The following is a 16613-nucleotide window of genomic DNA, read 5'->3' on the forward strand; positions in this document are numbered from 1 at the left end:
CGGCCAGAACGACATCGTCGCAAGCACCGGCCAGGATCACGTCGTCGCCGACCGTCCCGACGAGTTCGTCGTCGCCAGGCGTGCCGACCGGCACGTAAGGCGCGACCGTGACCGTGACGGTCGCGCTGGCGCTGCCGCCCCTGCCGTCCGAGACGGTGTAGGCGAACGAGGCCTCGCCGGAGAAGCCGTCGGCCGGGGTGAAGACGATCCTGCCTTCGGCATCCAGCGCGACGCTGCCGCCGATGCCGGCGACGACCGACTGGATCACCAGCATGTCGCCGTTCGCGTCGCTGTCGTTGGCGAGCAACGCCGCCGGGTCGATGACCAGCGCCGCGCCATAGGCCGTGCCGAGCCCCGCATCGTCAGCCGCAACCGGAACGGCGTTCGGTGGCGGCGCATCGGCGATCTTGCGCAGCGAGATGTCGTCAAGCGCGGCGCCATAGCCATTGAGGTTCGTTTCGGTGCCCTGGAAGATCAGCTCGTTGCTGCCGTCGCCAGCGCCGCCGACGACGTCGACCGTGACCGCGAGCCAGCTGTTGCCGGGAATGCCCTCGTAGACGATCTGGCCGCCCCAATAGACGCGGACGCCGTCATCGCTCGTCCGGGCGTCGGCATCGGCGATGAAGAAGCTGAGCCGATAGGTCGCGCCGGTCTCGACGCCCGCCACCTTCTGCACGAGCTTCGCATTATTGCCGTTGCCATCCATGTCGAACCAGACATTGCCGTCCTTGGCGCCGACACCGTTCTGGGTGTCGAAATGCAGCTCGGCGCGGCCACCGCCCGCGCTGTTAACCTGCGTCCAGCCGGCGATGATGCCGCTCTCATTGCGATAGCCCCAGTCTCCGCTCCAGTTGCCGTTGCTGGCCCCGGTCAGGTCCTCGAAGCTGCCGTTGACGATCAGGTTCGGGCTCTGGTCGATCCAGACCATCGAGACCTTGTCGAGCGCCACGCCGGCGCCGTTCGGGCTCACGGTGGTGCTGGCGAATTCGAGCTTGTTCGAGCCATCGCCGGAACCGCCGACCACGTCGATGGTGATCTCCTGCCACTTGTTTTTGGGTATGCCGGTGTAGATGACCTGCCCGCCCCAATAGACGGTGATGGTGTCGCTGGCCTGGGCGGTGTCGGTATCGGCGATCGCGAACCTCAGCCGGTAGGTCTCGCCCTCGCTGACGCCCGCGACGGTCTGGACCAGGCGCGCATTCCTCGGCGCCCCCTCCATGTCGAACCAGTAACTGCCCTCGAGCGCGCCGATGCCGCCGACGGTGTCGCGGTGGATCTCGGCCCGGTTGTCGCCGGTGTTGACCCAGCCGGGGATGACGCCGGCCGGGTTGGTGTTGCGATAGCCCCAGGCGGCGCCGTCATTGGCGCCGGTCAGGTCCTCGAAGCCGCCATTGACGATGAGCTCGGGCCCGACCGCGGTCGAGGGCGCGATCGTCAGACCCAGGGTCGCCGTGTCCGTGCCGCCAAAACCGTCGCTGACGGTGAAGGTGAAGCTGTCCTGCCCGACATAGCCGGGCGCCGGCGTGTAGCGATAGCTGCCATCGGCATCGATCTCGACAGTGCCATGGGCCGGCCCCTGGCCGAGGGCGAAGGTGAGCGGCACGTCGCCATCGGCATCGGTCGCGGAAAGCTGACCCGTCACGACATTGCCTCGCGTGCCGCTCGCGGTGCCGTCGAGGGCGTCGGGCGCGGTGTTCTCGGCCGGCGGCGTGCCCGGCTCGGCGATCTTGACGAGCCTGATATCGTCGAGCGCCGCACCATAGGTGTTCAGGCCGGTTCCGGTGGCGATGAATTCGAGCTTGCTCGAGGCGTCGCCGGAGCCGCCGGTGACCCGGAAGCTCAGAGTCTGCCAGGGATTGGTCGGAACGCCCTGGTAGACGATCTGGCCGTTCCAGATGACGCGGATGCCGTCGTCGGATACCGCGGTATCGGCGTCGCCCAGCGAGAAGCTCAGGAGGTAGGTCGCACCGTCCTCGATGCGCGCGACCTGCTGAACGATGTGGGTGTTGGTGTTGTAGCCGTCCATGTCGAGCCAGATCCGGCCGTCCGTGGCGACGACGCCGTTCGGCGAATCCCAGTGCTGCTCGATGCGGTTGCCGTTGACGTCGGTCCACCCGGCGATGATGCCATTCGGGTTGCGGTAGCCCCAGTCGCTCGGTCCGTTGTTCCCGGTCGAGGCCGAGACGTCCTCGAAGCTGCCATTGGCGACGAGATCGGTGCCGACGACGATGCCGGGCACCACATCCAGGCTGACGATCGCCTCGGCGATGCCGCCATGCCCGTCATTGACCAGAACGTTGAAGCTGTCGGCACCGGTGAAGCCGGCCGACGGGGTGTAGCGGTAGCTGCCGTCCGGGTTGAAGGCGAGCGTGCCATGGGCAGGCCCCTCGAGTAGACTGTGGACGAGCGCGTCGCCATCGGCGTCGCCGGCAGCGACCTGGCCGCGATAGGCCATGTCCTGGCTGATCCGCAGCTCATTGGCGCCGGCTTCCGGCGCGGCGTTGCCGGCGGAAGGCAGCGCGGGCTCGGCGACCTTGACGAAATGGACGTCGTCGAGCCCGGCCCCGAAGCCGGTGCCGGCGCCCGCGAAGGCGAGCAGGTTCGAGCCGTCGCCCGAGCCGCCCTTGACGATGAAGCTGAAGGCCTCGCCGGCGGCGCTCGGCGTGCCCTGGTAGACGACCTCGCCGCCCCAGGTGACGACGACGCCGTCATCCCCGTTCGGCAGGTCGGCCAGCGAAAAGCTCAAGCGGTAGACGGCGCCGTTCTCGGCGTCCTCGATCTGTCGGGCAAGCGCGGTGGGGCTGAAATCGCCCTCGGATACGAGATCCGTGCCCAGCGCAATCTGGGAGGGCTCGGCCAGGCCGGGAGCGGCGGCGAGAACCGCCTCGAGGCCCGGCAGCAGGGCGGCGATCTCGGCATCGCTGCCGGGGATCGCCAGCGCTGCCAGTTCGGCACCGGTCAGGCTCAGCCCGTCGCTCGTCGTGATCGATGCCGGCTGGTGCGCCGGATCGACGCCGCCGAGAAGCACGATCGCATCGCTGCCCGAGCGGATGATCAGGTTGTCGCCGTCGCGGAGGACGGAGATCTCGGCCGGAAGGATTCCGTCGAAGTGGAGCGTGCTCGTGCTGTCGAGAGAGAGAAGGTCGATGCCGTCACCTGCGCGGAAGACGATCCTATCGCCGGTCGCGACGATCACGTCGTTGCCGGCGCCGCCGATGAGCGTGTCGGCGCCTTCGCCGCCGGAGAGGAAGTCCCCGCCGGCGCCGCCATGCAGCTCGTCATTGCCGGCGCCACCGAACAGGACGTCGTTGCCGCCGTCGCCATAGACGATGTCGTTGCCGTCGCCGGCCCGCACGAGATCGTTGCCCTGCATGGCATAGAGGATGTCGGCGCCGGCCGTTCCGGTCAGCACGTCCCAATTAGCCGTTCCGAAGGCAGCTTTCGCGCCGCCGATCTCGGCGATGCTCTCGCGGGCGAGCTTCGTGTCGTCGACGAAGATCGCGTCGACGCCCATGTCGACGTATTTCTGTACGTCGGCCTTCGAGCCCATGATCGTCCATGTGACGACCTTGAGGCCCGCCGCATGAGCCGCCGCGACATCCGCCGCGGTGAAGGAGTTGATCACGGGCGCGACCATGTCGGCGAAGGTCGCGATCTCGGCGGGATTGCCGATGCCGGAGCGGAGATAGGCCAACGGTACATCCACGCCATATTGCGGCATGATCGTGTCGTGGAGCTGCTGGAGATTGGTCGGGTTGAAGCTCTGGATGGTGACGAGATCGGGATCGGTGAAGCCGTGGGTGATCAGCGCCTTGATGACGGCTTCGCTGGTCGCGTAGCTGGTGTTCTTGGTCTCGGGAACGATGCCGATCTTGCGCCCCGTCTCCACCGACATCGCCTTCGCGATCTCGATGACCTCGCCGAAGGTCAGGAGCGCCGGCTCGATGGCCTTGGCCTCCGCATAGGTCAGGTTGGCGTAGTTGTGGTCGTCATGGCTGGCGACGAGGACGCCGTCCTTGGTCAGGTAAAGGTCGGGCTCGATGAAGTCCGCACCCCAGTTGACCGCCCAGACATAAGCCTCGCGGGAATGGTCGGGGTACGGATTGCTGCCGCGATGCGCGAGAAGAACGATGTCGGACATGAAGGGGTCTCCGGAGAGCGCAAGGAGGTGGCCGCGGTCGCGACAGCGCGACCAACGTCGGTCGGGACGCCTGAGTGGGCTGCCCGCCGGGAGGCATGGTTTGATGTCCAGGGGCGTCCTGCGACGTCCCTGGACGGGTGCTTCAGAACCGGCTCAGACGAAGCGGAAGTCGTCGGCGTGCAGCGCGTTCAGCTGGATTCCGCTCAGGGTGAGTGCGTTGTCCTGATCGACGGTGATCACGACGTCGGAACCGATTTGCGCGGCATGCGAGATGAGCGCGTCGAAATCGGCGAAGATGTCGCTGTCGAAGGCGATGATGTCTTCCTGACCGCCGGCGAAGTCCGTGATCGTGTCGCGGCCGAAGCCGGTCGCGAAGACGAAGCTGTCATTGCCCGATCCACCGGTCAGGATGTCATCGCCGGCACCACCGTCGAGCACGTCGTCGCCCGAGCCGCCGCTCAGCTTGTCGTTGCCGAGCCCGCCGCGCAGGATGTCGTCGCCCGAGCCGCCCGAAATGTCGTCATTGCCTTCGCCGCCGTCGAGCACGTCGTCGCCCGAGCCGCCCTTCAGCGTGTCATTTCCGAGCCCGCCATAGAGCGTGTCGTCGCCGGCACCACCGTTCAGCGTGTCGTCGCCCGCGCCGCCGTCGAAGCTGTCGTCGCCATTGCCGCCGGTGACGACGTTGTCGCCGTCGCCAAAGGCGAGGTTCTCGATGTTGACGAAGTTCTGGATGCCGATGCCCGCTCCGGCGACCCGGCCGGAGGCCATGTCGACATAGAGGGCGCCGCTGGCGGCCGACAGGTCGAGCGTGTCGTAGCCGTCGCCGCCATCGACATAGTCGTTGCCCGGGCCGGCCTTGATGATGTCGTCGCCGGCGCCGGCATGGATCGTGTCGTCGCCCGCTCCGCCGCTGATGACGTCGTTGCCCGCACCGCCATGGATGGTGTCGTTGCCAGCCTCGCCATAGAGCACGTCGTCGCCATCGCCGCCGTCGATGAAGTCATCACCCGCGCCGGTATAGATGGTGTCGTTGCCGGTCCCGCCGCGGACGGTGTCGTCGCCGTCGCCGAGGAAGATCTGGTCGTTGCCGTCGCCGGCATCGATGTCGAAACCAGCCGAGGAGGTCGCAGTGACGAGGTCGTTGCCGTCCCCGAGCAGGATCTTGCCGTTGACGACGGCGCCGACATAGAGGTTGAGGTGGTCGTCGCCGGCGCCCATGTCGATGGCCGTGCCGCCGGTGGCTTCGATCAGGCCGGAATTGCCGAGCTTGTCATTGCCGCCGCCCATCGAGACGCCGCCGATGATGCGGGCTCCGGCGACGTTGATCACCTCGTCGGCATGATCGCCGATCAGGTTGATCGCCTCGTTGCCGCGCAGGTCGAAGCGGGCCGCATCCTCCGCCGGCACGTTCTCCGGGCCGTTGCCCTGGCCCTCGATCAGGCCGCGATTGACGATCAGGGTCGCGCCCAGCGCATTGGCATTGCCGGAATTGTCGACCTGGATCGCACGACCATAGCCGCGGATCGTGGCGCCGGTGTCGTTGACGATGGTGCCGCCGCCGGCCGCAATGCCTTCGGAGACGTTCGGCTCGCCCCCGTTCGCGCCGCTCGCGCCGAGCCCCTCGATGGTGCCGGTGTTAAGCACGTAAACAAGACCGTCGACGTCGATCGCATCGCCGTCGCTATTCGCCAGGCCGGCCGAGCGGCCCTGCATGAGGCCGCTATTGGTGATCCTGACCATGCTGGCTTCCGAGCCGTCATTGTCGATGTTCACCGCCGAGCCGTTGCGGCCGATCATGGTGCCGTTGTTGACGACCGTGACCGCCTGCTTGCCGGTGACGGCATGCTTCGCGCCCTCGAGCAGACCACCGGCAAAGTTGTTGACCGTGCCGCCGGCGTTCTCCTGGAAGTCGATGAGGTCGCCGCCGGCAGTCGCGCCCGCCTCGGAGGTGATCGTGCCCCAGTTGTTGACGGTGCCGTTCTGGCCCGGGCGGATCACGTCCGTGTTTTCGCCGTACTGGCGGATCGTCGCTCCGGCCCGGTTGTTGATAGTCACGCTGGCGCCGTTGGCGCTGAAGTCGTCGAAGTCCATGATGCGGCCATTGGCCTCGATCAGGCCGGCATTCTCGACAACGATACGGGCAGCGGCATCACCGGCACGGCTCGGGCCGATCTCGCCACGCAGCGTGCCGCCGGCGAGGTTGTCGATGGTCAGCGAGCCGGTCGCGCCGAGCGTGGCCTGCAGCAGGCGCTCGCCGGCATTCACCTCGATAAGGCCGGCATTGGTCAGCACGGCATCGCCGCCGCCGGCCCAGGTCACGGCGTTGTTCGCGACGGAAAGCTTGCCGCCGGCATCGATCGAGACCTTGTCGTCCTGGTCGATGATGAGGCCGGAGGTCACGGTGGCGCCGTTTCGGATGGCGATCTCGCCATAGGCCCCACTGCCGTCCACCGACCAGCTGCCGCCCTGGACATCGAGCCGCTCAACGGCCGTCGAGGCCGCAAGCGAGCCGGTCCCGGTGCCGACGAGCTTCACCGTGTCGCTGCCTTCGCCGCCATCGACGGTCGCCGCGGCGCCTGCGCCGGCCTTAACCTCGATGCTGTCGTCGCCGGCTCCGCCGATCGCGCTATGGCCGGCCCCGATGATGATGCGGTCATTGCCGGCGCCACCGATGGCGACCTCGATGCCGCGCAGGGTGTCGACGCCGATATCGGTGCCCGTCGCCTGTCCGGTGGTGAGATCGATCGTGACGGCGGCCGTCTCGACCGAATAGTCGGCAGTGTCTATGCCGTCGCCGCCGTCGAGCAGGTCGTTGCCTTCGCCGCCGATCAGCGTGTCGTTGCCGGCACCGCCGAAAAGGAAGTCGTCGCCGAGGCCACCGAGCAGGCGGTCATTGCCGTCGCCGCCCTGCAGGACGTCGTCGCCATCGCCGCCGTCGAGCAGGTCGTCGCCCGCGCCGCCGCGAACGAGATCGTCGCCGGAGCCGGCCCGCACGATGTCGTTGCCGTCGCCAGCGTCAATGACGAGGTCGTCCTCGACCTCGGTCGCGGTCAGCGTATCGTCCCCGGCGCCGAGCCGGATCTCGCCATAGAGCTTCGAACCTTCGAGCAGCGTGACGACATCGTTGCCATCGCCCATGTCGATGGCGACGCCGTCGAGACCGATGATCGTGCCCGAATTGACCAGCGTGTCGTCGCCGCCGAGCATCGCGACGCCGCTGAACAGCACCTCGTCATTGGTGAAGCTGTCATTGCCGTCGCCAAACGCATTCTGCGTCGCAGCGTCGGTAGCCGGAACGAGAGCGGGCACAACAGCGGCGTCAGGCGCCGTCGGCAAGCCGGCCGTCGCGGAGAAGGCGGAGGCGGTCATGGCGCTGCGGGCCGCCTTGCCACCGTCACCACCGGAGGCGCCTTCGATCGCGCTCGGCGTACGTCCGGAGGCCGGGCCGCCGGCCGGGATCGAAAGATCGATCGACGGATCGACGATCGTGTTGTCCAGCGTCGTGTCGATCAGGCTCGGATTGGTCGAGCTGCCGCTCACGGCGCCGGAGCTGCCGATGCTGCCGGTCGAATCGACGTCGGCCTGCGCGTCGGTCTCACCGGCAGCCGCGCCGGCCGAGCCGCTGCCCAGGCCCTTCACTGTGATCGTCTCGCCGGCGGCGACGTTGCGATCGGCCGCCCAGGTCCAGCGCGTGCCGTTGCCTTCCCCCAGCGCGGCACCATCCTGCTGGATGGTGATGACATCGCCCGGAAGGACGGGTTCGAGGACCCTGACAGTCACGCTGCCACCGGCATCCGGGCTGAAACCGATATAGCTGACCGAACCGACGGGGCGAGCCATGATGATATCCCTTGCATCAATTGATTAGGCGGCGGCCGCGACAAAGCGGGGCCGTGCCGGCTCGATCCGAGCCGCGGCGCGCGTTAATGACTTGGTAAGAATGACAGTGATTTTACGGTTTCTTAACCATGCGCGATTCTCGCACTTCGAAAGCAGGCGCGTCTTTCGCTGACTAAGGACTGGTCCAGCGCAGCAATCGCGGGACTGCGGCCGCACGAAACCTTCACCTGACTGTCACATCCGGCCCCTATCGCTCCGGCCGCCCATAGCCGGCCCGGCCGATGCCGAACTCCCGGAGGGCCGAGGCTCGCGAATATTCGCCCCGATGCGATGGGGGACGTTCGCGCCTTCGTGCAGTTCGGTACGCGTCCCGGGGAACCCGCCCTTGCTCCCAAGATCCCAGAAGAACGTAGCCAGCGAAGCGCTCGCTTCATGCCGTTCGGCCTTCCTCGCAGTCGCCCTGTTCTCGGCCGTCGTGAACGTGCTGATGCTGACGGGCTCGATCTACATGCTGCAGGTCTATGACCGCGTGCTGCCGTCGCGGAGCATTCCGACGCTGGTCGCGCTCTCGATCATCGTGGCGGCGCTCTATGCCCTGCTCGGCGTGTTCGACTGGCTGCGTCAGCGCATCCTCACCCGCATCGGCGCGGAGCTCGACCGCCAGCTCGGCGGTCCGGTCCTCACTGCGATCGTCCAGGGACAGGTGCGTGGCGCCCCCACCGGCACCCAGCCTTCGCGCGATCTCGACAGCGTCCGCGGCTTCCTCTCCGGCCTCGGGCCGACGGCACTGTTCGATCTGCCGTGGATGCCGCTCTATGGCGCGCTCTGCTTCATCCTGCACCCCTATCTCGGCTGGACCCTGGTCGCCGGTGGGGTGATCCTGATCGCGCTCGCCCTGCTGACCGAATTCGCCTCGCGCGGGCCGAGCGCCGAGCTCTCGCGCACCACGGCCGAACGCGCCACGCTGATCGAATCCTCGCGTCGCAATGCCGAGGCGGTGACGGCGCTCGGCATGGCCGGCCGGATCGGCAGCCTGTTCGAGAGGATCAACGACCGGCATGTCGCGGCGAATCTCGGTGCCGCCGATATCACCAACGGGCTCGGCGGCGCCTCGAAAGTGATCCGCTTCATGCTCCAGTCGGCGATGCTCGGCGTCGGTGCATGGCTGGTGATGAACGACCAGGCCTCGTCGGGCGTAATGATCGCGGCATCCGTGCTCAGCAGCCGGGCACTGGCACCGATCGAGCTGGCGATCGGCAGCTGGCGCCCCTTCATCGGCGCGCGCCAGGCCTGGGGCCGGCTGCGCAGCGCCCTGGCGGAAGCGTCCGCCGCACCGGCCGTAGCCCCCGAGCGACCGATGCGTGGCATGGCGCTCGAGCATGTGACCGTCGCGCCGCCCGGCAGCCCGACGGCGACGGTCAAGGACATCGCCTTCACGCTGGAAGCCGGACAGGGCCTCGCGGTGATCGGCCCCTCCGCCTCCGGCAAGTCGTCGCTGGCGCGCGCGCTCGTCGGCGTCTGGCCGGTGGCGCGCGGCAGCCTGCGCCTCGACGGCGCGACGCTCGAGCAATGGCCGGAGGAGCAGCGCGGCGCGATCATCGGCTACATGCCGCAGGACGTGCAACTTTTCGCCGGCACTGTCGCCGAGAATATCGCACGCTTCGATCCTGCGATGACGGAAGACGCGGTTCGCAGCGCCGCCCGGGCCGCCGGTGCCTACGACCTGATCGTCAGCCTGCCGAAGGGCTTCGAAACCCCGATCGGCGAAGCCGGCGGGACGCTTTCCGGAGGGCAGCGCCAGCGCATCGCTTTGGCGCGCGCCCTCTATCGCGATCCCTTCCTCGTCGTCCTCGACGAGCCCAATGCCAATCTCGATGCCGACGGCGACGCGGCCTTGACCGCGGCGATCTCGGGCGTGCGCGCCCGCGGCGGCATCGTCGTGGTCATCGCCCATCGCCCGTCGGCGCTGGCGGGCATCGACCTCGTGCTGATCATGGCCGAGGGGCAGGCGCAGGCCTTCGGTCCGAAGGAGGAAGTCCTGCGCAAGAGTCTTGCGGCGAAGCCCGGCAGCGCCGCGGCGGTACATTCCAACCCCAGGATCGTGGTGGCGGCCGATGCGCGCGGTTAACGAGAACAAGGCCGGCAACGGGGCACCGCTCGCAGGCATGGCGTCCGGCGGCAAGCGGCCGAACCCGCGCCGCGACATCCGCCGCGCCACGCTCTTCGGCGTCGCCACCGCGGCCGTGCTGTGCGGCACGGTCGGGCTCTGGGCTACGACGGCGCCGCTCGCCGGAGCTGTGATCGCCTCCGGCAAGGTCGTGGTCGAGAGTAATGTCCGGCGCGTGCAGCATCCGGCCGGTGGCGTCGTCGCCGAGATCCGCGTCAAGGAGGGCGATCGCGTCAAGGCGGGCGACGTGCTCGTGCGCCTCGACGAGACCAATGCCCGCGCCAGCCTCGCCCTGATCGAGATAGAGCTGCTGCGTTTCCAGGCGCGCAAGGCACGCCTCGAAGCCGAGCGCGACGGCCTGTCCGAGCTCGAACTGCCTGCCGCCCTGCGCGAGCGTCGCGACGAGCCCGGCGTGGTCCAGGCCATCGCCGCCGAGACGCGGCTGTTCCACACCCGTCGCGCCGCGGCCGATGTGCAGCGTTCCCAGTTCCGCGAGCGGATCGCGCAGGCGCATGAGGAGATCACCGGCCTCACCGCGCAGATCGAGGCACGGCAGGTCCAGGCCAGGCTGATCGGCCAGGAACTCGACGGCGTGCAGAAGCTCTACGACCAGAGCCTGGTTGCACTCTCGCGGCTAACGGCACTGCAGCGCGAGGCCTCACGCCTGGTCGGCGAGCGCGGCAGCCTGACCGCCGACACGGCGCGGGTGAAAGGGCGCATCGCCGAGGTCGAGCTGCAGATCGTCCAGATCGACGAGGATCTGCGTCGCGAGGTCACGACGGAGCTGCGCGATGTCGACGGCAAGCTCGCCGACCTCACCGAGCGCCGCGTCGCGGCGCGCGACCAGCTCGACCGGATCGAGATGCGCGCCCCGCAGGACGGCACCGTCCATCAGCAGATCGTCCATACCATCGGTGGCGTGATCGGCCCTGCCGAGCAGATCATGCTGATCGTTCCCGAGACCGACGGTCTCGTCGTCGAGGCGCGGGTCGAGCCGACCATGATCGATCGCCTGCACGTCGGTCAGCCGGCGATGCTGCGCTTCCCGGCCTTCGACAGTGCGACGACGCCGGACCTGAAGGGACGGCTGATCCATGTCTCCGCCGACGCCAGCACGGACCAGCAGACCGGCGCCTCGTTCTACACGGTACGCGTGGCGCTCGACCGGGCCGAGACGGACCGGCTCGGCGGCAAGACGCTGCTGCCGGGCATGCCGGTCGAGACCTTCATCCAGACCGGGACGCGGACCGCCTTCGCCTATCTGACCAAGCCTTTCCACGACCAGATTGCCCGCAGCTTCCGCCACTAGGAGCGGCTTTCGGCTGTGGGGAAAAACGCCGTTCAGGCCGCCTCAGGGCCTGAGCGACCGGCCAAGGCAGGCTGGAAAGCGTCGGCGGCGCAGCGCAGGAAATCGGCGATCATCGGCGTCCGGCGCCTTTCACCGAGGCAGACGACATATTCATTGATGGCGATGCCGGCATCCTGCAGCGGCAGATAGCGCAGGCGGCTGTCGTAACCGAATTCGAGGTCGGCGATCGCGCCGAGCCCGAAGCCGGCGGCGACGGTCTCGCGGACGCCGTCGCGGGTCGAGACCTCGATCACCTCGCCCAGCGTGACGCTATGGGCACTGAGGTTCTGTTCGAAAACCTCCCGCGTCCGGGAGCCGCGCTCGCGCAGCACGAAGGGTAGCCCCTCCAACTCCCGCAACGCGATCGCGCGACGCTGCGCCCAAGGGTGGTCCTTCGGCATGAAGATGCCGACCTTCATGCTGGTCAGGGGCTGGACATGGAAGCGGTTGTCCTGCGGCATCTGCGCGGTGATCCCGACATCGGCCCGGTACTGGACGACCTGCTCGATCACGCTGTCGGAGTTCTGCAGCTGGATCGAGAATACCAGCTTGGGGCGCCGCCGGCGCAGCGCGCCGAGAATCGGCAGGGAATGCACGGTGCCGTCCGAGGCGAGCCGCAGCCGGCCGCCCTCCGCCTTTCGGCTCTTGAGCATGCGCCCGGCTTCGGAGAGAGCCGTGAACAGGCGCGAGGTGACCTGGAAGAGCGCCTCGCCATCCTCCGTCAGCGTCGCGCCGCGCGGGCCGCGCTCGAACAGCACGACACCCGAGAGCGCCTCGAGCTGACGAACCTGACCCGACAAGGTCGACTGGCTGACCGACATTTCGCGCGCGGCCTGGGAATAGCCGCCGGCGGTCGCGACGAAATGGAAGGCCCGAAGCTGCGTGACCGATGCCATGCTCTCAACTCACGCCGTTGGGCCCGGACCACTAGCGGCACCGCAATGCGGATTTGTGACAAACGTGCCGGGCCTGCCGCGAAAGACAAGGCAAGTAGAGCCTCTTTGCCAATTTCGCCGGCGCAGCAGTCGCCAATAATCCGATGCGGGGTATCGCAACTTTCGATGGCCCGGTCCGGGTCTATTTCAACGATCCGTCACATCGGGTTCCTACCGGTCTTAACCGCAATTTCACCACGTTCGGCCGCGCCGCGGCCGAACGTGCCGATGTCCCGACCGTAGCAGAGGCAAACCTCATGACGACGATCAGCAACTCCATTCTCGACTACATCGCCAAGCGTGGCGCCGAAGACCGCGTCATCGACCTCGGCACGGTCTTCGCCGGCACCGGGCTGACCTATTCGGTGGCCAGCAGCGACCCGAGCATCGCCGACGTCGCGATCGAGGACGGCAAACTCGTCATCGATTACACCGATGCGCTCGGCTACACCGATCTCGCGATCACCGCGACCGACGCCAGCGGCCACAGCGTCACCGACAATGTCCGCGTCCGCGTCGCCGGCGAGAACGCCTATACGATCGCCGTCCTGCCCGACACGCAGGATTACACCAACGCGGCGCGCGTCGGCATCTTCAAGAACATGACCAACTGGCTGGTGGAGAACAAGGACAGCCTTGGGCTGCAGTTCGTCATCCATGTCGGCGACATCACCACCAACAACAACGACGCCAGCCACTGGCCCTTCGCGGAGGAGGCCCTGCGCATCCTCGACGGCAAGATCCCCTATTCGCTGCTGCCCGGGAACCACGACCAGAACACCGGCAACGCGGCCAACCACTCGACCAACCCGCTCGACATCCGCTTCTCGCCCGATAAGCAGGCGGCGACCAATCCCGGCACCTTCGGCGGCGTCTACGACATGGAGCCGAACCGCAGCGCCAACAACTACCACACCTTCACGGCGCCGGACGGCACGAAGTGGCTGGTGCTCAGCCTCGAATTCGGGCCGCGCGACGACGTGCTGCGCTGGGCCGGCGAGGTCATCGAGGGCCATCTCAACCACCGCGTCATCCTCGCCAACCACTCCTACATGAACTGGGCCGGACGCCACGACGCCACCGGCGCGCCGCTCTACGACGAGGGTACCGGCTACGATTACGGCATCGGCAACAGCGTGCATGGCGCCAATGACGGCGAGACCATGTATCGCGAGCTGATCCAGAAGTATCCGAACGTCACCTTCACCTTCTCGGGCCACATTTTCGGCGACGGCGCCGAGACGCTGGTGAGCTACGACCAGTTCGGCAACCCGGTTCACCAGATGATGGTGAACTACCAGAACGGCGTCGCCAGCGAGATCACCAGCGGCGCCGGTGCGGGCGCCGGCAATAATGGCGGCAACGGCGCCATCCGCCTGCTGACCATCGATCCCGACAACAACGCCGTCTACACCTCGACCTACTTCACCGAACTCGACGACTATTTCGACTCGGCGCGCGGCGACGGCGAGCTCGATCGCGACGGCCTGACCGGCGAATATCGCGGCCACGAGGAGACGTTCTCCAACGTCGACATGGGCACGCCCGACGTTCCGGCGATCGCCAAGGCCGGCAACGACCAGTTCGTCAGCGCCGAAGCCGGGCAGGACAAGGCCTCCGTCACCCTCGACGGCGACTGGACGCTGAATCCGAACAACGACGCCGGCCTGAGCTATGTCTGGACCAATCGCGACGGCAATCTCGTCGCCGAAGGCGCGACGCCGACGCTGCAGCTCGGTGCCGGACAGCACCAGCTCACCCTGACGGTGACCGACAGCGCCGGCCGCGTCTCGACCGACGACGTCCGCATCACCGTCTCGAACGCGGACACCCTGCTCGTCGACAATTTCAACGACGGCAACGCCGCTGGCTGGGGCACCGGCACGCTCGGCCCGCAATTCGCGAATGCCACCACCGCCGCGCACGGCATCGCCGCGCTGCCGGGCACGACCGGCGACGCCAAGGTCACCTATCTGCCCAAGCTCAGCCAGGCCGATGGCGGCGTTCTGGTGAAGCTCGATGTCGCGCCGGGCACGGTCGCGAAGTCCTATTCGCTGGTCTACGACCTGATGATCACGCCCGGCGTCGCCAGCTACTTCTCCTTCCTCCAGACCGACCTGACCAACACCAGCGATCAGGATCTGGCGATGAAGAACGTCAACGGCTCGCGTGGCGGCATCGGCATCAACAGCGACTATGAGGGCACCGTGAACTACGGCGCCTGGCACCGCATCGCCTTCACCATCACCGATCGTGGCGACAATGTCCTGATCACCAAATACATCGATGGCGTGAAGGTCGGCGACACCGTCCAGTCCGGCGGCAACTATGCCCGCTACCAGATCGACATGAGCAAGGGCTTCCTGCTCTTCGCCGACGAGAGTGGCGAGACCTGGCCGGGCTATGCGTCGAGCTTCCTGTTCACCGACAAGGTACTCAACGACGCGGAGATCGCGGCGCTCGGCGGCGTCAAGGCCGGCGGCATCATGGAGGTGAAGCCGAGCGCCAACGCGGTGCAGATCGATTTCGGCACCCCGTCCTGGACCGACGAGTTCGGCACCGGCAGCGCCCAGCTCGCCAGCTTCGACAGCGGCACCGGAACCTTCATCGTCAAGGGCACGGCGGCGACCCGCAGCACGACGGCCGAAGGACAGGATGCACCGGAAGGGCGCGTCTTCGAGCAGTCCGACGCAGCTGGCAAGATCCTGGTCTGGAAGGCAGCCGCTGCGGCCTCCTGGTCGGACTATGCCTTCGAGGCGACGCTGAAGGCCACCGACAATGACGGCATCGGCGTGGTGTTCTACTACAAGGACGCCGCGAACCACTACAAGGTCGTGCTCAGCGGCGAGACCAACACCCGCTCGCTGGTCAAGGTCCAGAACGGCACCGAGACCGTGCTCGCCCGCGAATTCGGCGGCACGCCCTGGAGCCGCGACTTCCAGCTCAAGGTCGTCGTGGTCGACGACCGGATCAGCGCCTTCCTCGACGGCCAGAGCCTGTTCGGCGAGGTCGTCGACCCCGCCCCGCTCGCCGGCGGCTCGGTCGGCTTCTACTCGGATGCGCAGCGCAGCTCGCAGTTCGACAATGTCACGGTCAACAAGGTAGCGCTGACGGCTCATGCCGGCGACGATCTGCGCCCGGTCGATGCCGACGGCAATGGCCGCATACTGGTCGCACTCGACGGCAAGGGCAGCTACGGCCTCGGCGAGATCGTCAGCTATGTCTGGACCGATGCCGACGGCAATGTCGTCGCGCAGGGCGAAACCGCGCAGGTCGAGCTCGACGCGGTGAAGCAGGCGCTGACCCTGACGATCACCGATGCCGCCGGCAAGACCGCGACGGACAAGCTCACCGTCGATGCGATCTCGAAGGGGCGCGTCCTGCTCTCCGAAGGCTTCGGCGGCGGCGATTTCGCAGGCTGGACGATCGTCGACGAGGGTGAGATGGGCGGCGTCGGCCCGAACGGCACCGCCTCGCAATGGGAGCTGCGCGACGGCGCTCTGGTCCAGCTCTCTGACCTGAAGAGCCGGCAGCTGACCTGGAGCGGCGCCTCCAATTCCGATCCCTGGAAGACCGGCTGGAGCCCGCTCGGCGACGGCGTCAACGTGCTGCGCAAGAGCACCTACGCGCTCTACAACGACGTTGCTGCGAAGGAATGGACCGACTACGCGGTCGAGGCGACGATCAAGTCGCCCGACAACGGTGCGCTCGGCCTGCTGTTCTACTACCAGGACGCGAACAACTACTACAAGCTCGAGCTCGACGCGAACGGCGACTACGATCGCAGCCCGGGCAATGGCGCCGGCAGCCTGTTCCAGCTCATCCAGGTCAAGGACGGAGTCGAGCGCTATCTCAACCAGTATCCGGCCAAGTACACGCCGGGCCAGGCCTTCGACCTGCGCGTCGAGGTCAAGGACGGCAGGATCCAGGCCTATGTCGATGGCCTCGCCCTCTTCGCCTATGCGATCGAGGACCATGCCCAGAGCAAGGGTACGGTCGGCCTGTTCTCCTGGGACAGCGCCGGGGTCTCCTTCGACAACGTGCTGGTCTACGACCTCGCCAGCGAAAGCGTCCTGCCTCCGGGCGGGCCGATCGCCGGCACGCCTGGCGACGACGAACTCGTCGGGACGGTCGGCGACGACGTGATCCTGGCCGGTGCGGGCGACGATGTCGTTCTGGCCG

6 protein-coding genes are annotated in these 16613 nt (G+C 67.5%); 3 read left to right on the plus strand and 3 right to left on the minus strand.

What is annotated here, in order from left to right:
- Both DK26_RS27110 and DK26_RS27115 read right to left on the minus strand, forming a co-directional pair.
- Positions 1 to 4141, minus strand: a 4141-nt coding sequence (locus DK26_RS27110) for an Ig-like domain-containing protein (protein ID WP_066479665.1), incomplete at its 3' end; no start/stop codon positions are given.
- A gap of 153 nt (positions 4142 to 4294) precedes the next feature.
- Complete coding sequence (locus DK26_RS27115; protein WP_066479667.1) at positions 4295 to 7981, minus strand: hypothetical protein; 3687 nt, start codon at positions 7979 to 7981, stop codon at positions 4295 to 4297.
- A gap of 385 nt (positions 7982 to 8366) precedes the next feature.
- Between DK26_RS27115 and DK26_RS27120 the strand changes: the two genes are divergently transcribed.
- Both DK26_RS27120 and DK26_RS27125 read left to right on the plus strand, forming a co-directional pair.
- Positions 8367 to 10109 carry a type I secretion system permease/ATPase gene (locus DK26_RS27120; RefSeq protein ID WP_066479668.1) on the plus strand — a complete coding sequence of 581 codons (1743 nt, stop codon included), beginning with the start codon at positions 8367 to 8369 and terminating at the stop codon, positions 10107 to 10109.
- Positions 10096 to 11457 carry an HlyD family type I secretion periplasmic adaptor subunit gene (locus DK26_RS27125; RefSeq protein ID WP_248310122.1) on the plus strand — a complete coding sequence of 454 codons (1362 nt, stop codon included), beginning with the start codon at positions 10096 to 10098 and terminating at the stop codon, positions 11455 to 11457. Before DK26_RS27120 ends, DK26_RS27125 begins: the two co-directional genes overlap by 14 nt.
- A gap of 32 nt (positions 11458 to 11489) precedes the next feature.
- On the opposite strand, the gene DK26_RS27130 is transcribed toward DK26_RS27125, so the two are convergent.
- Complete coding sequence (locus tag DK26_RS27130; RefSeq protein WP_066479670.1) at positions 11490 to 12392, minus strand: LysR family transcriptional regulator; 903 nt, start codon at positions 12390 to 12392, stop codon at positions 11490 to 11492.
- Positions 12393 to 12688: 296 nt separating this feature from the next.
- On the opposite strand from DK26_RS27130, the gene DK26_RS27135 reads away from it, so the two are divergent.
- The coding region (locus DK26_RS27135; protein WP_157089868.1) for a family 16 glycoside hydrolase at positions 12689 to 16613 on the plus strand (3925 nt) is incomplete at its 3' end.

Origin of the sequence: Allobosea sp. WAO (assembly GCF_001509835.1) — a bacterium.
GTDB lineage: Bacteria > Pseudomonadota > Alphaproteobacteria > Rhizobiales > Beijerinckiaceae > Allobosea.

Coding starts and splice junctions, on each gene's coding strand:
- DK26_RS27115 (WP_066479667.1), bottom strand. CDS start 7,981: ATGGCTCGCCCCGTCGGTTCGGTCAGCTATATCGGTTTCAGCCCGGAT.
- DK26_RS27130 (WP_066479670.1), bottom strand. CDS start 12,392: ATGGCATCGGTCACGCAGCTTCGGGCCTTCCATTTCGTCGCGACCGCC.
- DK26_RS27125 (WP_248310122.1), top strand. CDS start 10,096: ATGCGCGCGGTTAACGAGAACAAGGCCGGCAACGGGGCACCGCTCGCA.